Here is a 16,762-nt window from a genome sequence, read left to right on the forward strand (position 1 = left end):
CACATCCCATCCAAATGTTACTTAAGCGCCCGGCAGGCGATGTCGCGCCGGTATCGCATATCGCCAAAATCTATCAAGGCGGCGGCTCGGTAGGCCATGTCGCGGGCGTTTTTTATGTCCGCCCCGACGGCGGCAACGCCCAGCACCCGCCCACCGGCCGTAACTATTTCCCCGCCGCGCTTTTTCGTGCCGGCGTGAAAGACCGTAACGCCGGAAAGCGCGCCGGCCGCGTCCAGCCCTTTGATGGGAAATCCCTGCGCATAGCGGCCGGGATAGCCGCCCGAGGCCAGCGCCACGCACACGGCCGCTTCTTTTTTCCAGGCCATCCGCGCCTCGTGCAGCCGCCCTTCGGCGCAAGAGAGCAGTATTTCCGCCAGGTCCCCGTCTAAAAGCGGCAGCAGCGCCTGGGTTTCCGGGTCGCCGAAACGCGCGTTAAATTCTATGACTTTCAGTCCGTCCCTGGCGATGATCAAGCCGGCGTACAGGCAGCCCTGATAAGGCCGTCCTTCTTTTTTCATGGCTAAGGCCACAGGTTTGAGAACTTTTTCCAGCGCCTCTTGCCGCACGGCGGCATCTGCGGCCGGCGCCGGCGCGTAAGCGCCCATGCCGCCGGTATTGGGGCCCAAATCGCCGTCCAGCGCCCGCTTGTGGTCCTGGGCCGGCGGCATGGGCACGAGCGTCTCCCCGTCAGTAAAGGCCAGTATGGATATTTCTTCCCCTTCGAGGTATTCTTCGATGACGACGCGCGCGCCTGCGGCGCCGAATTCCGCGCCGCCCATGATGCGCCCGAGGGCATCCAGCGCCTCAGTTTCCGTCATGGCCACCGCCACGCCTTTGCCGGCGGCCAGGCCGTCCGCCTTGACGACGATCGGCGCGCCTTGCCCGCGCACGTATTCCCTGGCCGCGCCAAGATCGTCGAATGTGCGATAGGCGGCGGTGGGTATGCCGTATTTTTGCATAAGGTTTTTGGCGAAAGATTTGGAGCTTTCCAATTCGGCCGCTTTTTGCGAGGGACCGAAAATTTTAAGCCCCTTTTTTCGAAAAAGGTCGCCGATGCCGGCGGCCAAAGGAGCCTCCGGCCCTACGACCGTAAGGCTGGCATGGATCCGTCCGGCAAAATCGGCTATTTTTTCTGTGTCCGCAAGGTCTATGTCCACAAGGCGGGCGACGTTTTCCATGCCAGGGTTGCCTGGCAGGGCGTACAGCCGCCCAACCGACGGACTTTGCGCTAATTTCCAGACGAGCGCGTGTTCGCGCCCGCCGCTCCCCAACACTAAAATGTCCATATAAGCCCCTTAATGCTTAAAGTGCCTGAGCCCGCTGAATACCATAGCGATGTTGTGCCCGTCCGCCGCCGCGATGGATTCTTCGTCGCGGATGGATCCGCCCGGCTGGATGATGGCCGTAACGCCCGCCGCCGCCGCGACTTTTACCGTGTCGCCAAAAGGGAAAAAAGCATCGGAGGCGAGGACGGCGCCTTTGGCAAGCCCCCCCGCCTGTTTGACGGCGATTTCCGCCGCGCCGACGCGGTTCATTTGTCCGGCGCCCACTCCCACCGTGCGAAATTCTTTGGCCAGCACTATGGCGTTTGATTTGACGTGTTTTGCCACTTTGAGCGCGAACAGGAGCTGTTCCCATTCCGCTTCGGACGGCGGCCGTTTTGTTACTGTTTTCATCCGCTCTTTTAAAGCGAATTCTTCGTCAAGGCTTTGCATGAGCATGCCGCCGGATACCTTCTTCATGTCCCGCTTGCCGCTTCGGGCAAGGGGCGGCAGTTCCAGGATCCGCAGGTTTTTTTTGGCTTTCAGGATCTGCAGGGCGTCCGGTTCATAGCCGGGCGCGATCACCGCCTCGGCGAACAGGCCGCTGATTTCTTCGGCCGTAGACCGGTCGGCCATGCGGTTAAGGCCGATAATGCCGCCGAAGGCGGAAACCGGATCGCAAGACAGCGCCTTTTGGTAGGCGGCGCATAGATCGCCGCCCAGCCCGACGCCGCAGGGATTGGTATGTTTGACGATGGCCGCGGCTGGCCGCTCAAAATCCGCCACTATGCGGTAGGCCGCCTCTATGTCGATTATGTTGTTGAAGGACAGTTCTTTGCCGCCAAGCTGCCTGGCGGCGGCGACGCCCTCCCGCGCGCCTTTTTCTCGGTAGAAGGCCGCCGTTTGATGCGGGTTTTCGCCGTAGCGCAATTCCTGCACTTTTTCCAAGTGGATAACCGCTTCTTGGGGGTATTTTGCTTCGGGCGCGATTTGGCGCGAAAGCCAGCCCGCTACCGCCGCGTCGTATTCGCTGGTATGGCGGAAGGCTTCTTCCGCCAATTCCCGGCGCAAAGAATCGGATATTTCCCCGCTCAGTTTCAGCGCGTCCATGATTTTGCCGTAGGCGGAAGGGTTTACCGCCACCGCCACGTATTTATGGTTTTTGGCGGCGGCGCGGATCATGGCCGGCCCGCCGATGTCGATATTTTCTATCGCCATGTCGTCCGTTACGCCGGGCTTGGCGATCGTGGCGCAAAAGGGGTAGAGGTTGACCGCGACAAGGTCTATGGGCTTTATGCCCTGCTCCTGCATTTCTTTTGCGTGCCGCGGGTTGTCGCGGACGGCGAGTATGCCGCCGTGAACAAGCGGGTTAAGGGTTTTTACCCGCCCGTCCATGATTTCGGGGAACCCTGTGAGGTCGCCGACATAAGTAACGGGCAGGCCGGCGTCTTTGAGCGCTTTCATCGTGCCGCCGGTGGAAATTATTTCCACGCCCATTTCATGGAGAAAACGGGCGAAACCGGCAATGCCTTCTTTGTCCGATACGCTGATGAGCGCTCGTTTTATTTTTGTGGACATGTCGCACCTCGCGTTATTTGATTTTTACCAGCCGCCCGGACACTTCAAGCCGGTTTTCCGCCCACAGCCTGATCGCTTCCGTATAAGCTATGTGTTCTTGTTCCAGTATGCGCGCCGACAAGTCTTCTTCCGTGTCGGTTTCCAACACCGGCACCGCTTTTTGGATGATGATGGGGCCGGTGTCCATGCCTTCGTCCACAAAATGCACGGTGCAGCCTGATATTTTCGCGCCGTACCGAATAGCCTGGGCCTGGGCGCTAAGGCCCGGGAAACTCGGCAGCAGGGATGGGTGTATGTTCATTATCCGAAGCGGCCAGCGATTGATGAAGCATGAACCCAGAAGGCGCATGAATCCGGCCATTACTACCAGTTCCGCCCCGCTTTTCTCTAATTTTTCGCTCAGGGCTTTTTCAAAGTCGCCCTTTTCCGCAAAGCGCCGGCGCTCGATCGCGCAGGCTGCGATGCCGGCGGCCTTTGCCCGGCCAAGGGCAAAGGCCGCGCTGCTGTCGCTGACGACGACGCTGATTTGTACCGGCAGGGCGCCGGCGCGCATGTTGTCGATGAGCGCCTGCAGGTTGCTGCCCCGGCCGCTGGCAAGGACGCCGATTTTGCGGTCAGCCATCGAAGGCGCCGCCTTTCAATATAGTTTTGCGGCCGCCCTCCACAATCCGCCCGATCCGCTTCGCCTTCTCGCCCCGGCCGGCGAGATATTCCAGCGCCGGTTTGGCGGTGCGCTCGGAAACTACGGCCAACATGCCCATGCCCATGTTGAAGGTCCGATACATTTCCGGCCAGGGGACGTTCCCCCATTCTTTAAGTTGCGCGAATACCGGCGGGACTGCCCAAGAATCCGCGTCTATTTCCGCCGCGCAGTTTTCGGGCAGTATTCTCGGTATGTTGTCCACGAAGCCGCCGCCGGTAACGTGAACCATGCCTTTTACCAAGAACTTTTCGATCAGAGGCAGGCAGAGCGGCGGGTACAGGCGGGTCGGCGCGATGAGTTCTTCGCCCAGCGTCTTGCCGAAAGCGGGGACAAATGCGTTTATATCCATTTTGTTTATTTCAAAGCAAATCTTGCGCACGAGCGAAAAGCCATTGGAATGGAGACCGCTGGACGGCAGCCCGATGATGACGTCGCCCGCCTTGATCCCGCGTCCGGTGATAAGGGATGCTTTTTCGGCTATTCCCACGGCAAACCCGGCTATGTCGTATTCCCCTTCGCGGTAAAAACCCGCCATTTCTGCGCTTTCGCCGCCAATGAGCGCGCAGCCGGATTCTTTGCAGGCCGCCGCTACCCCGCCTACGATTTCGGCCACTTTTTCCGGGACCAGCCGCCCGGTCGCCAAGTAATCCAGAAAGAACAGCGGCTCCGCCCCCTGCGCCAATATGTCGTTGACGCACATGGCGACGGCGTCCTGCCCGATGGTCCCGTGCTTGTCCAGCATGAAAGCTATCTTGAGTTTTGTGCCTACCCCGTCCGTGCTTGACACCAGCACGGGATTTTTGTATTTGTCGGCAGATAGGGCAAACAGGCCGCCGAAACCGCCGATGTCGCCGATCACTTCCGGCCGGTAAGTGGACTTTACCGCATGCCTGATTAGTTCAACCGCGCGGTTGCCGGCGTCTATGTCTACGCCGGCCGCTCTGTAGGTAAGCGTTTGATCGTCTTTCATTTTCCCTCCCCGCGGCATTGGCACATTTCGCCGCTTTCCGCCGCTTGGCGGCTGCCCGGCTGATCCTGCGGCCAGAGCGGGTACTCGCCGTTAAAGCAAGCGTAGCACATGGTGCCGGAAGCGCCGGCGTCCAACGCCCGGCGCAGCCCCGCAAGGGAAACGAACCGCAGGGAGTCGGCGCCTATATATTGCCTGATCTCTTCCCCCGTGTGCGTGGCGGAGATCAGTTCCTTTCTCACCGCCGTATCTATGCCGTAATAACAAGGATAGAGGATCGGGGGGGAACTTATGAGCATGTGCAGTTCCCGCGCGCCGGCGTCGCGCAGCAGTTTCAGTATCTTGCCGCTGGTGGTGCCGCGCACAATGGAATCGTCCACTATGGCGATCGCTTTGCCCTCTACCAGCGGGCGCACGGGATTGAGCTTCATCCTTACTCCCACGTCGCGCTTTTGCTGGGTCGGCTGTATAAAAGTCCGGCCAACGTAACGGTTTTTATTGAGACCTTCCAGAAAAGGCACGCCCGATTCCATCCCGAACCCTATCGCCGCCGTCGTGCCGGAGTCGGGCACGGAAAATACCGCGTCCACCCGCTCTTTAAGGTCGGGATTTTCCCGCGCCAGCTCACGCCCCATGGCGATGCGCGATAAATAAACGCTCCGGCCGTCGATAATGCTGTCCGTCCGGGCGAAGTATATATACTCGAAAACGCAGTGCGCCGCTTTATTTATTCCCTTATCGTAAAAAAAACTCTCCGGCCGCTGTCCGCCCCGGGTGAAAACCACCACTTCGCCGGGTTCGACGTCACGGACAAATTTTGCCCCCGCCGCGTCAAGGGCGCAGGATTCTGATGCCACCGCCCAGCCGTCGGCGAGGCGGCCTATGCATAGCGGCCGGAAACCGAACTTGTCGCGTACGGCCACTAATTTGTCGTCAGTCAGCAGCGCTAAACTAAAAGCCCCTTCGACTTTTTTCATGCTTTCGGCAATTTTTTCGCCAATCGCTTGTTTTTCCGCGCTGATGATGACCGCGACCAGCGCTTCGGTGTCCATGCTGGTATGAAAGAAAGCCCCTTTGTCGGCCAATTCGCGTTTGAGCGCGTTCACATTGGTAAGGTTGCCGTTGTGGGCCAGGGCCAGGTTGCCGCCCGAGAAGCTGACCATCAGCGGCTGCGTGTTCACGGGGATGCTGGCGCCGGCCGTAGAATAGCGCACATGCCCGATAGCTTTGTCGCCTTTTAGCTCCGGCAGGCCGTTCCTGAATACGTCGGTCAAGAGGCCCATGCCGCGTTTGGTGTCCATTGCCCGTCCGTCTCCCACCGCGATCCCGGCGCTTTCCTGCCCTCTGTGCTGAAGCGCAAAAAGTCCGAGATAGGTAAGATAAGCAACCGGCTCGTTCGCGGAAATAACGCCGAATATGCCACATTCTTCCCCGGGCTTGTCGCTGTAAAACTCCCGCTCTTCCACAAAATCCCCCATTATGTCCGCGCGGCCTATTCTTTTTCGCCGGTCAGCCGGTAAAGCACTTCATGATAAGCGTCCTCCACCTGCCCCAAGTCGCGCCGAAAACGGTCTTTGTCCAGTTTGTTGTCCGTAGCGGCGTCCCACAGGCGGCAAGTGTCCGGCGTTATCTCGTCCGCCAGCAGTACGGCGCCGTTATAAAGGCCAAATTCCAGCTTGAAATCGACCAGTTTAATGCCTTTGCGCAAAAGGTGCCCCTCCAGCAGCCCGTTTACCGCCAGGGCTTCTTTTTCCAAAGCGGCGACCTGTTCCGGCGACGCCAGGGAAAGCGCCTTTATATGGCAGTAGTTGACAAGCGGGTCGCCTAAACTGTCGTTCTTGTAATAAAGCTCCACGACCGGTTCGGCCAGCCGTTCCCCTTCCGGCAGCCCTAACCGCTTGGACAGGCTGCCGGCCGCGATATTGCGGACGACCACCTCCAGCGGCAGGATGTCTACTTTTTTGCACAAAAGCTCGCGCTCGCTCAAGCGTTTGATTAAATGAGTCTTTATGCCGGACTTTTCCAGCAGTTTGAAAAAAAATTCCGTCAATTTATTGTTAATTATCCCTTTGTTGACGATCGTCCCTTTTTTCAAGCCGTTGAAAGCCGTCGCGTCGTCTTTGTAGTAAATGATCACCTCGTCCGCCTTTTCCGTTGCGAAAATCTTTTTGGCCTTGCCTTCATAAAGCATTACGGACATTTTGGGCACCCTTCTTTCCATAAAAAATAACCGGCTTGAAAGGATAGCTATATATTAACATTATAACAGATTTTGCGCTTGGCAAGATTATTTTTCCTGCAGCCGCCCCTTTAGTTTGTCGGCCTTTCCTGCCGCTTCCTCTTTCAAGCGCTCTCTGTACGCGTCCAGTTTTTCCGCCAGCGGCCCGCCGCCCACGGCCAATATCTCCACCGCCAGCAGCGCCGCGTTTTTTGCCCCGTTGATCGACATGCAGGCTACCGGGATTCCCGCCGGCATCTGCGCTATGCTCAAAAGCGCGTCCATGCCGCCGAGCGGCGTTGAATTGATCGGCACGCCAATGACCGGGAGATTGGTATAGGATGCCACCACGCCCGGCAAGTGCGCCGCCGCGCCCGCCGCCGCGATGATTGCGCCTATGCCCCGCCCCTTCGCGCCCACGGCGAAATCGCGGACCAATTCCGGCGTGCGGTGCGCGGAGGCGACTTGCGCCTCAAACTCAACGCCGAACGCGGCCAGAGTTTCCCCGGCGGCCTCCAGCACCGGCCAGTCAGAGTCGCTGCCCATAACTATCGCAACTTTCAACATGTTCATTCCCCTCGTCGCAAATATAACACAAAACCCTATTTTATTTTATCCGCCGTTTCTCCTTTGGTCAATAAGACAAATTATCGGACGCGCCCGTTTTTGTGTCGGCGCGAAAAATTCTCGGGCTTTACTTTTTTCGCGCCGCGATTTGCAAAAAAACGGAATTTGCGCCAGCACGCCAGATGCGGGCACCATTTGACAAACATCAGCGGCAAAGTATATAATAACACAAAAGGGGTTATAGCTCAGTTGGTTAGAGCGCTTCGTTGACATCGAAGAGGTCATAGGTTCGAGTCCTACTAACCCCACCAGCATTCAAGCGGGTTTTGGCGATTGGCCAAAACCCATTTTTTGTTTTTGTGCCTTATTTTGTGCCTTACGGGGTGAAAAAGACGGCATTTTATACGACGAAATAAGGGTTTCATTTTGCGCTTATATTTATTGGTTTCTGATACACGTTAAAAGTAGCGATAGTAATATAATTTTATTATCGCTACTTTGCAAACTGGAAACGTCCCCCCGGAAATGGCTGCTGCTTTTTTAGCGCCCAGAGCGCCCAGGGGCGGACTTATTTTGTTTTTCTGGCCGGAGCTTGCGCCCTTTCTTTCCCCTTCCCAAAATCAACGCTGCGGCGCGGCAGGGCAATTTAAAAACCGCTTGGGATTCGTATTAGCAATAAAAAAGTAAAAACCGCCTTTCCCTGAACAAGAAGCGGTTTTTTCTTAACTTCTTCCTTCTTTTTAGGGCAACCGCTTATCGGTAGCGCCCCTTTTGCTATTATTATACACCGTCCGATCCGGCATGTAAAATTTTCGTTGGGGGAAAAGCCAAAAATCGGCCGTGCGTCGTAAAGTCCTTGGGCGTCCGGTATTATCCGGCACCAGCCAAAATCGCAGGTGGGGGGGTGCTTATGGCTCGTACTCCCCCAATCTGCGCCAAAAAATTCGCTCGCGTTTGGCGTTTTTCTTAACTTCTTCCTTGCTTCGCCCTTGCTTCTTTGCGATAGGGTACTTGCTTTCAAGTGCGCCGGTTAGCCTATTTTTCGTCGCCCTGACAGCCAAGCGCCTTTTTTAATTCCTTCAAGCGTTCTTCTGTCCGGCGGTATTCGTCGATTAGTTCTTTATTGGCGGCGCAATAGTAGTTTATAACTTTTGCAAGCGCGGCCGTTTCGGAAGTGCGCAAAAGGCCGGCAATCATTTTCAGGCTTTGCCGCGCGTCCTTGTCAATGTCCATGACCAACCTGCTTGTTTCGCCCCTGCGCTTTGGTCGGCCAGTTGGTTTGATTTTTGGCCGCTCTTCCAGCCCGGCCAGTTCGTCAAGTTCTTTTTCTGATAAATTGCCGCCCATTTTTACCCCTTCTTTCTTGGGAAATATTCGGGAAATAATACTGAAATAGCGTAAAATTTACGTCCGATAATATGGATTATGTCAAGTAAACGTGATTTCAGTTCGTATTATTTCTTATTTACCAAAATATATAATTATTTACCAAAATTAAAATATTCACTATCAGGTTTAATTACTGGCTGCTTTGCTTTTTTAATTTTATACTTCATTAAAGATTTTTTCAAGCAATTTTATCGCCAACTATTTTTTTCGCTTGGCTTGTGGGAAGTGTGGCGGCGAATTAAAGGGTGTCGTTCCGTGGTGTTTTTTTGGCAACAAAGTCGAAAATTTATACTATGTTCCCCCAACAGGAAAAGGCTTAAAGGTTCCCCGATAATTTCGGGTAAGCAACCCGGTTCGCCATAGGCAAGAAATTGAACCTGCTTAATTTTGAGTAAGTTCGATTCCTTGCCGCAGCGCTCAATGTATTCCTGGACTTTCACACAAAATTGTTAAAAAGTATTCGCCGCAATTTTTACTCGAAGCTTCCTTTTTTCGGCAAGTAGATGATTGCCGCTTGGCCTACTGCCTTTATCGCCCCGCCGTTTTCCCCGGTAAGCTCCTGATGTACTTCGTCGCGCCATTTGTCGGGCTTTCGGTTTTTCAGCCAGAATATAATGGCCGCTGTGTCGCCGCCTGCGGCCTATTGATAAAGCGCGTTTTCCACCTGCCGGTCGGCGACGTCCTTGCCCTGTTTTAGGGCGTCCGAAATGTCCGAACAATGTTTTTTCCACTCGCTTAAAGTGCTGCGCGATATGCCCAGCCCCGGAGCAGGGCAAGCCCCTCCGCCGGTCAGCCAATATGCGTTTTTGCCTTCTGCCATGCGTTTCATTTCCCCCCTTCATTGCCTCAGGTCGCGTCAGACTTGCGGGTAAGTGCCGAACACCGACGCGTACCGATAAAGTAAAATGCCCCTCGTGGCAAAATGGTTAATATTGTGGTCGGATTTGCCGACTTTTTCAAAGAAATCTGCCGCCATGTCCTTCAAATCGTCGATGTTTATTGTCCATTCGTTGGCAAATTCTTCAAGTTCATCCCGTATGCGGACGCGCTGTTCAAGGCTGATGAACGGATGCCGCTTGCCGGGGTAATAGCTTGGGTACAGTTCTTTCATGTACCAGAACATAAAATTTTGTATTCCGTCAATCATCGTTTTTCAACTCCCTTTTTTGCAACAAGTCTCAAACGGATTTGCAATGCGCTTTTGCTTGTCAATCCGGCGGTGGGTTGCCTGAATTAACCCCTTTGTCCGGCCTATCGCCCCGTAGCCATTCGCAAAACCCCGGCAAAGTGCAATCATGGCCGCCGCTAATGTATTGCCCTGCCATTTGCTTTAAAGCCTCGATATCACCTTCGTTGGCAGCGTTGCCCCAAAGCCTCAGCAGTTCATTGTGGCATTGCCTGATGGTATCGGTGGGCGTGTCCGGGTATCGCTTCCCCTTTGCCTGTAAATAGCAATCGTCCCTGAACCAGTGAAGGAACTCAATTATCTTTTCGTTGGGTTTTAAAAGGGCGCGTTCTTCGCCAGAAGAACCATTATATATAATGGCACTCACATCGCTAACGCTCGTTCGTGCAGCCGCCGTTGATGATGAGCGCGCATTATCTATTTGGATAAGTTCTTTGGGTAAGTTAACTGGATAAGTTACTTGGGTAAGTTCTGTGTTAAGCTCCTTAACTACCCCAGTTAAGCTCCTTAACCAGGGTAGTAAAGCTCCTTGACTACGTGGTAAAGCTCCTTTACTACCTTTCACGCTGTCGGGAATATCATTTATTGATTTGTAATCGTTTTCAGGCCGTTTGGAAAAAAGCCACGGCAAACGGTAAAGGTTGCTTATCTGGTCGCCTTTGTTGAAACGATGTTCGCGCTTTATCCAGCCTGTTTTTTCCAATGTGTCTAAATTTGCGCAAACTGTTGGGCGGCTCATTCTGGTTAATAGCGCCAGCCTCGAAATCGATGGGAAAGCCTTGTCCTTTTCGTCGTTTACATGGTCGGAAATGGCGAAATAAAGCGCTATGCCATGCGTCGGGATTCTCATGTCTTTCAGTATGTCGCTTGTAAATTTGTCGCCCATGACCGCAACTCCACTTCCCCAAACTTATCGTTGGCGCGGTTTCCTGCAAGTTTCCTGCTGGTTTCCTGCTGGTTTCTTGCGGGTTTCTAACGGCGTTTCAGTTCGTCCCATGAACCGGGGCGGGAAATAGCTGCCCGCCCCTTTTGACAAATTGCCCTTGCGCTGGTAAAATGGCAATCAGCGAATAGTTTCCCGCCAAGGTCTCATTCGCCGAATGCCGCCATTTGGGGTACTGCCCGGCGGCATTTGCCATTTTCAAAAAGCGCCTCGCATTCCGCTATGGCCAGCGCCCAGCGCGCCAATTCTTCAAGCGTTTTGGTTTCGCGGCTCGGGTGCGGGCGGTCGCCGTCGCATATCTCGGCAATGCGCCGCCCAAACAGTTCATGCATTAGCATTTTTGTCGCCTTCTTTCTTGATTTGTTCCGCTACGGCATACGTAATTTCGCTAAGCATTTGCGCGGCTTCGTGCAAATTTTTGCAGTTAGATTTCTGGCTTTCAATGCTTGCGCCCAGCGCGTCAAGGCAAATGGCAACGCCATACAGCAAACTTTCCGGGTTTTCCTTGCCAAATTCAACTCTCATGGCTGCCGCCTTCCTCGCAATCGAAAATTCCCGCTTGCCTTTCTTTTCTCATTCAAAAATCAATCCTTTCAGTTTGAATTTTGCGTTTGTTCTACGCTTTTTTGGTGGCATAATTGACTTGTCATGCCCTTGTCAGTAAATCTTTTTCATCTTTTGCGCGGCTCTGCTTTTGGGTTCGTAACTGCTTTCCGGCGGCTTGAATTTTTCCGGCGGTTCAATGACTTGTTCATGTTCTTTCAGCCAGTCCTCGAACGTCCCCATGCGTATCATAATCCGCGCCCCGACGCGAACCGTCGGCAACTTGTGTTCGCGTATCCAGCCGCGCAAGGCGTTTTCGGAAATCCCTTCCATCCCGGCAAGGTCTTTGATTGTAACGAGCATTTTAACCCCCCTTTCCCTAATACGTTTAACTTGCTCAATTTTGAGTAGGTTCGCCGGTTTATGGGCTTGTAACCCATAAGCCTTTTTCGTTTTTAAGTGCGTTTTTTCCGTGGAGCAGTTTGCAATTATTTTTCTTCCGCTGTTTTTATTTCCGCTTCCTCGGTGGAACGTTTTTCATTCCACGGTGGAGTGTTTTTTGCTCCACATTGGGAAATAATTTCTTTTGGGAAATATTATTTTCCGGGGTTTCCGCCTTTTCTGCGAAAATTAAATTGCCAGCCCGATACTTTATACCCGTTTCGGTTTTGATTTGGTCTGCTGGCGAAGTACGCCGAAGGAAAAAGGGTAAAGTGGGCATTTAAATATTTGCTGCCCTCGCCCTGTTTTTATCCTGCAAAATTTTTAAGGCTTGCAACCGTTTTTCTGTCAGCGGCCTTTTAGTGTCTGCAACGCTCCTGAACGATACAAGGCTTTCCGGCACTTCGTAATAAACCGCCCGGACTTCACCTTAAGTGAGGGTATTGGCAAGAAGTTCCCATGCGTAAATGGCCGCCTGTTTTGCGTCGCTTTTGCGTGTTGCCCCGTATGGCGGGTTTCCGTTTGTCCGTTGACCCTATGGCGCGCTTTGCTCTACAGGGGCATTAGTCCGCTTTGACAAGGTATTCCACTTCGACGCCAAAAACTCGCGCCACCTTGCCCACCGTACGCGGTAGCATGGGTAATTCCCTCCGAATCTTTGTTACTGTCGGATTGCTTAATTTAGCGGCTTCCGCAATCGCCTTGATGGTGGTTTCCTTATCCGCAAGTAACAGCTCAAACTTTTGCCTGCTAATAATCATGGCGCACACTCCTTTTTGTTACCGCTTAAGATAAATAAAATACTTAAAGCAGTATTTGCCTTTAATGGTAAATTATATTCCTTTAGTTGTCAATACCTTTTGGAATATTTTTATTGCCTTTTGCGGATAATTAATTTATTATAAGTATACGGGGTGTGTACTATGGCTTTTATTGATAACCTTAAAAGGCTTCGGGAAAAAAGCGGTCTAAATCGAACTGAATTGGCTCAAATGCTCGGCGTTCCTTACACAACATATGCAAATTGGGAAAAAGGAAGAGAACCCGGCATATATGCCCTGATGAAGCTGGCCGACTACTTCAAAATCAGCATTGACGAACTGATCGGCTATAAAGAACCCACGCCGGAGGAAAAGGCCGAACGCGATTTCCAGCGCGCTTGTGCGTATTTATCAAAAGCCGGTTTTAAAGTTACAATTAGTAAAAATGATAATTTTGACGAAGATGACGAAGAGTGCGAATATGATGATTACAGGCGCATTGATGACAGGCGCGCTAAAATATCTTTATGGGCAAGCGAAGAATTCCGCCTTAAACGCAAAAAGCTTAATGCTGATTTAATTGCTCGCGTTTTTAGTAAAAAAGATTTTTTAGATAATGTTGTCTCTTTTGTTAATGACATTATTATTAAGGAAAACAATGAAGTAGCCATCATTGACGGTATCAAAAGGTGGTGTTTTGCTATGTTTAGCGCGAGTTTTGGATAAAAATGTTCTGTAAGGGGGATTACTGGCAAGGTAAGTGAACGGAGCGCACCCCCCACCACCGAAGCGCAAAAAGCCCCGCCGAAAAAGCGGGGCAGAAAGGGCGATGAAAGGAGTTAGCACAATGAAAAAAATAACCGTCCGCGATGTATGCGATTTTTTTATAGCCTTGGCGCAGGACGCCGGGGAACAGCTTACCCACATGAAATTGCAAAAACTCTTGTACTATGCCCAGGCGTGGCATTGCGGCATGTTTGGCAGGCCGCTTTTTGACGCTAAGTTCGAGGCTTGGAAATTCGGCCCTGTTTGCCCGGAAATTTACTGTCAATACAAGACGCTTGGCAACGCGAATATACCCTTTATCGGCGAGCATGACGAAAAAGAAGGTTGCTTGTCCGGGGTGGCCGAAAGCTTCTCGCCTGAAACATTGAATTTTTTAAATGACATAGCGCGCGACTACATGAAATATACCGCCTTTCAGCTTTCCGCCATGACGCACAAAGAAAAGCCCTGGAAAGAACACGCGGCGGCGGCGGAAGAAATACCCGTCAAAGAAATGATTTATTATTATGGCTCGCTCGTACTCACGCCGGAAGAGGAAAAACGGGTCATAGAGGCGGAAAATGACATTATGGCCGGCAAGGGCATAATCTGGAAACCGCGGTCATTGCAAAATGTATAAAGTGGAGCTTTCGCCTGCCGCCTATCAGCAAAAGCGCTCATTGCGCAAACTGGTAAGAGAACAGATAGAGGCGGCATTAGACGAGCTTGCGGCCAACCCATATACCGAAAAATATGACGCACAGCCAATGCGGGGGGATTTAGTTCGGTATCGTTGTGTTGTCGGTAGCTATAGGATTATATACAGGATAGTCGATAATAGCTTATGGGTCTACGTCTTGGAAATTGGGCATAGGGGTACTATTTACGAAAGAAAATAGCCGCGAAGAGCCAATGCCCGCCCTGCGTATTTCCCCTTATCGGTCAATATAAAAACAGGCAGGTGTCCATAATGCCGGCAAAAATCCAAAAACGCGGCAACAACTCTTATTTGCTGACCGTGCCGGGCGGCTACGAAAACGGCAGGCAGAGAAAGTTCACCAAAACCATAAAGGCGGACAACGTAAACCAGGCGAAAAAGGAATATAATCTTTTCGTCGCCGAATGTATGACCGGGAAAGCGCTGCCGGCTTCAACGCCAAAAATGACGCTGCAACAGTTTTATGCCTACTGGAAAGACAAATATGCCATGCCCGCCCTTGCGCATAAAACAATCGCCTGCAATGACTTCGTGGCGGATAGAATACTTGCCGCCCTCGGCCATCTGCAAATACATAAAATTACGCCTTTTCATTGCCTTGAACTTCTTGACCAACTGCGGCGGCCGGACATCGGCGCACACGGCAAGCCGCTTTCTTCGGCAACCATACACAAGCATTACGCGCTTTTGAACGAACTTTTGACCTATGCCGCCAAGTGGGATTTTATACCCTTTAACCCTTTGGCGAAAGTTGATCCGCCCAAAAGAAAAACCGCGCCGAAGGAACTGCCTTCCCCTGATCGGGTATCGCTGTTTGTTTCGCTCATTATGGGCAAGGCAGTGCTCAAACACCAAATTTGGGTATTGCTGGCTTTCCTGCTCGGGCTACGCCGCGAAGAAATATTCGGGCTGAAAGTGCAGGATATAGACTTTGCCGCCCAAACATTAAAGATAAGCCGGGCGGTTGTCTATGTTCACGGCCTCGGCAATGTTATAAAAGACACAAAGACAGCCGCCGGGCAAAGGGTTTTATCCCTGCCGCCCGTGCTTGCCCGGCTTTTGAACGAATACGTAAGCCGCCCGCAGCAAATTAAAGTGGTTTCCTTTGGTCGCTGGCTGTTCGCCAAGGGGAACGGCGAACCCGGCCAGCCGGACGCGTTTAACAACTTCCTCAAACGCTTTGTAAAAAAACACTCCCTTCCGGGCATAACCCCGCACCTTCTGCGCCACATGCACGGAAGTTATTTAATGCGCTCGGGCATTGACCTTGCCGCGACATCTCACCAACTCGGCCACACAAAAAAATCCTTTACGGCGGACACTTATATTCACGTAACGGAACGGGTGGAAACTCGGCCGGCGGCGGTAATGCAGAGCGTGTTTGATACTTTAGTTAAGTAAAGATTTTTTGTGCCTTATTTTGTGCCTTACGGGGCAAAAAAAGAGGCCAAAACCCGCATAAATACGTACAGCGCTTTTCATGCCCAAAACGAGCAAAAGCCGCTTCACAGGCTGATTATAGCCATTAGAGCGGCTTTTTGACATCGAAGAGGTCATAGGTTCGAGTCCTACTAACCCCATCAAAATGTGATTGTTATTTTGGTGCGGGAGAAGGGACTTGAACCCCCACGCCTTGCGGCGCCAGATCCTAAGTCTGGTGCGTCTGCCGTTCCGCCACTCCCGCAAAACGCGGCAAAACATCCGTATTTGCGCGAAAAAATGGTGATCCACCCGCGGCTCGAACGCGGGACACCCTGATTAAAAGTCAGGTGCTCTGCCAACTGAGCTAGTGGATCACTTTGGCTGGGGCGGCTGGACTCGAACCAACGCATGCGGGAGTCAAAGTCCCGTGCCTTACCGGCTTGGCTACGCCCCAAGGTTTGGGGTGGCTGGAGGGGTTCGAACCCTCGCGTAACGGATCCACAATCCGCCGTGTTGACCGCTTCACCACAGCCACCGCGTTTTAAAAACTTTGCCACCATAGACAACGAAGGTATTTTACCACATGGCTCCGTTTTCTGTCAATAAGGGCCGGCGGATAATTTGCCGCCCAGGCGCGCAAGCAAGAACTGTCCGAGCAGCCCGCCCGCCAAGGCGGTAACAAATTGCGGCCAGCTCATTACAAAGCTGAAGCTTGTGCCTATCAGCGGCGGGTAGTTCAGCGCCAGCAAAAGCGCCCAGGCGCCGAAAAAAAGGGTGGCGGTCTTTCCGGACGACGCCGCGACGAGAACGAAACATTTATTGCGGTTTTTGAAAGTGTCAAGCAGCAATATGTAGGCGGTATTGCCGACCGCGACAAGCGGGACGAAAGGGAGGCCGGGCAGCTGCCCTTGCAGCAGGGCGACAGCCGGGGCTGCCCACGCGATGATCAGCGCCGGTTTAAGGCCGGCGGCGGACGTTGCCATAAGCAATATGGCGTTGAGCAGCGTGCCGACAATAAACATGGACACGAACAGCGGCAGCGGCAAAACCAGCCGGAGCGACTGGGCGAGCAGGGAAAGCGCCAGGAGCAGGGCGCCCAAAATATTGGTTTTGTGATTTTTGCCGTCAAATATTTTTACTTTCCGCAATGTTTTTTCCCTTAGTCAAAGAGCAGAACACCCCCAGCGCGGCAAACAACGCGCCGATGACGAGCGCCACTTGGTAGCCCTGCATAAACGCGGCTTTTTCCAGTTCGGGCGTGGCGACTTTGCCCTTCATGTATATTTCCGAAACAAGATC

At 52.8% G+C, this 16,762-nt stretch carries 20 protein-coding genes and 5 tRNA genes; 5 read left to right on the top strand and 20 right to left on the bottom strand.

The genetic code is table 11. The features are described from left to right. Positions 1–17 precede the first annotated feature (17 nt). The 7 genes from purD to purE form a co-directional block, all read right to left on the bottom strand. Positions 18–1,286 (bottom strand): phosphoribosylamine--glycine ligase, encoded by a 1,269-nt coding sequence (gene purD, locus LBO03_02820; GenBank protein MDR3348535.1) that lies wholly within the window; start codon positions 1,284–1,286, stop codon positions 18–20. Positions 1,287–1,295: 9 nt separating this feature from the next. Continuing rightward, complete coding sequence (gene purH / locus LBO03_02825) at positions 1,296–2,840, bottom strand: bifunctional phosphoribosylaminoimidazolecarboxamide formyltransferase/IMP cyclohydrolase (protein MDR3348536.1); 1,545 nt, start codon at positions 2,838–2,840, stop codon at positions 1,296–1,298. Between the two features lie 13 nt (positions 2,841–2,853). Then, complete coding sequence (gene purN, locus LBO03_02830) at positions 2,854–3,462, bottom strand: phosphoribosylglycinamide formyltransferase (protein ID MDR3348537.1); 609 nt, start codon at positions 3,460–3,462, stop codon at positions 2,854–2,856. Then, positions 3,455–4,513: a phosphoribosylformylglycinamidine cyclo-ligase gene (purM, locus tag LBO03_02835; protein MDR3348538.1), complete on the bottom strand. Its 1,059-nt coding sequence runs from the start codon at positions 4,511–4,513 to the stop codon at positions 3,455–3,457. The genes purN and purM overlap by 8 nt, the downstream gene beginning before the upstream one ends. Further along, positions 4,510–5,988, bottom strand: a complete 1,479-nt coding sequence (purF, locus tag LBO03_02840; protein ID MDR3348539.1) for an amidophosphoribosyltransferase — start codon at positions 5,986–5,988, stop codon at positions 4,510–4,512. Before purF ends, purM begins: the two co-directional genes overlap by 4 nt. Positions 5,989–6,002: 14 nt before the next feature. Continuing rightward, entirely contained in the window at positions 6,003–6,719 is a 717-nt protein-coding gene (locus tag LBO03_02845) for a phosphoribosylaminoimidazolesuccinocarboxamide synthase (protein ID MDR3348540.1), read from the bottom strand. Positions 6,720–6,797: 78 nt separating this feature from the next. Next, on the bottom strand, positions 6,798–7,301 hold the full coding sequence (gene purE / locus LBO03_02850) for a 5-(carboxyamino)imidazole ribonucleotide mutase (protein ID MDR3348541.1): 504 nt from the start codon (positions 7,299–7,301) through the stop codon (positions 6,798–6,800). 228 nt (positions 7,302–7,529) lie between these two features. On the opposite strand from purE, the gene LBO03_02855 reads away from it, so the two are divergent. Then, positions 7,530–7,606: transfer RNA gene (locus LBO03_02855), tRNA-Val, on the top strand. Between the two features lie 724 nt (positions 7,607–8,330). Here the strand turns inward: LBO03_02855 and LBO03_02860 are convergent. The 8 genes from LBO03_02860 to LBO03_02895 all read right to left on the bottom strand — a co-directional run bounded on the left by LBO03_02860 (position 8,331) and on the right by LBO03_02895 (position 12,558). Next, entirely contained in the window at positions 8,331–8,642 is a 312-nt protein-coding gene (locus tag LBO03_02860) for a hypothetical protein (protein MDR3348542.1), read from the bottom strand. Between the two features lie 682 nt (positions 8,643–9,324). Further along, a complete protein-coding gene (locus tag LBO03_02865) occupies positions 9,325–9,504 on the bottom strand; it encodes a DNA-packaging protein (GenBank protein MDR3348543.1) in 180 nt (59 codons plus the stop codon). 36 nt (positions 9,505–9,540) lie between these two features. Next, entirely contained in the window at positions 9,541–9,831 is a 291-nt protein-coding gene (locus LBO03_02870; GenBank protein MDR3348544.1) for a hypothetical protein, read from the bottom strand. A gap of 61 nt (positions 9,832–9,892) precedes the next feature. Next, positions 9,893–10,756, bottom strand: a complete 864-nt coding sequence (locus LBO03_02875) for a helix-turn-helix domain-containing protein (GenBank protein ID MDR3348545.1) — start codon at positions 10,754–10,756, stop codon at positions 9,893–9,895. A 203-nt stretch (positions 10,757–10,959) separates the two neighbouring features. Beyond that, positions 10,960–11,151 (bottom strand): hypothetical protein, encoded by a 192-nt coding sequence (locus tag LBO03_02880; GenBank protein ID MDR3348546.1) that lies wholly within the window; start codon positions 11,149–11,151, stop codon positions 10,960–10,962. Further along, on the bottom strand, positions 11,138–11,338 hold the full coding sequence (locus LBO03_02885; GenBank protein ID MDR3348547.1) for a hypothetical protein: 201 nt from the start codon (positions 11,336–11,338) through the stop codon (positions 11,138–11,140). The genes LBO03_02880 and LBO03_02885 overlap by 14 nt, the downstream gene beginning before the upstream one ends. Before the next feature lie 132 nt (positions 11,339–11,470). Then, the gene (locus LBO03_02890) at positions 11,471–11,719 is read right to left on the bottom strand and encodes a helix-turn-helix domain-containing protein (protein MDR3348548.1); all 249 of its coding nucleotides are present in this window, start codon (positions 11,717–11,719) and stop codon (positions 11,471–11,473) included. A 641-nt stretch (positions 11,720–12,360) separates the two neighbouring features. After that, positions 12,361–12,558, bottom strand: a complete 198-nt coding sequence (locus tag LBO03_02895) for a hypothetical protein (protein MDR3348549.1) — start codon at positions 12,556–12,558, stop codon at positions 12,361–12,363. Between the two features lie 162 nt (positions 12,559–12,720). Here LBO03_02895 and LBO03_02900 point away from each other — a divergent pair, with 162 nt between their 5' ends. The 4 genes from LBO03_02900 (at position 12,721) to LBO03_02915 (ending at position 15,442) form a co-directional block, all read left to right on the top strand. After that, complete coding sequence (locus tag LBO03_02900; GenBank protein ID MDR3348550.1) at positions 12,721–13,284, top strand: helix-turn-helix domain-containing protein; 564 nt, start codon at positions 12,721–12,723, stop codon at positions 13,282–13,284. Positions 13,285–13,405: 121 nt separating this feature from the next. Further along, positions 13,406–13,963: a DUF4065 domain-containing protein gene (locus LBO03_02905; GenBank protein MDR3348551.1), complete on the top strand. Its 558-nt coding sequence runs from the start codon at positions 13,406–13,408 to the stop codon at positions 13,961–13,963. Further along, positions 13,956–14,222, top strand: coding sequence for a type II toxin-antitoxin system RelE/ParE family toxin (locus tag LBO03_02910; protein MDR3348552.1), 267 nt, complete (start codon positions 13,956–13,958; stop codon positions 14,220–14,222). Before LBO03_02905 ends, LBO03_02910 begins: the two co-directional genes overlap by 8 nt. 71 nt (positions 14,223–14,293) lie before the next feature. Further along, a complete protein-coding gene (locus LBO03_02915) occupies positions 14,294–15,442 on the top strand; it encodes a site-specific integrase (protein ID MDR3348553.1) in 1,149 nt (382 codons plus the stop codon). Positions 15,443–15,641: 199 nt separating this feature from the next. On the opposite strand, the gene LBO03_02920 is transcribed toward LBO03_02915, so the two are convergent. The 5 genes from LBO03_02920 to LBO03_02940 form a co-directional block, all read right to left on the bottom strand. Then, a tRNA-Leu gene (locus LBO03_02920) sits at positions 15,642–15,725 on the bottom strand. A gap of 36 nt (positions 15,726–15,761) precedes the next feature. Then, a tRNA-Lys gene (locus tag LBO03_02925) sits at positions 15,762–15,837 on the bottom strand. A 4-nt stretch (positions 15,838–15,841) separates the two neighbouring features. Beyond that, positions 15,842–15,917, bottom strand: a tRNA-Gln gene (locus tag LBO03_02930). 5 nt (positions 15,918–15,922) lie between these two features. Continuing rightward, positions 15,923–15,998: transfer RNA gene (locus LBO03_02935), tRNA-His, on the bottom strand. Between the two features lie 64 nt (positions 15,999–16,062). Next, a complete protein-coding gene (locus LBO03_02940) occupies positions 16,063–16,611 on the bottom strand; it encodes a hypothetical protein (protein ID MDR3348554.1) in 549 nt (182 codons plus the stop codon). Between the last annotated feature and the right edge of the window lie 151 nt (positions 16,612–16,762).

It is taken from the genome of Acidaminococcales bacterium (assembly GCA_031290885.1).
In the GTDB taxonomy this organism is placed as follows: Bacteria; Bacillota; Negativicutes; order Acidaminococcales; family JAISLQ01; genus JAISLQ01.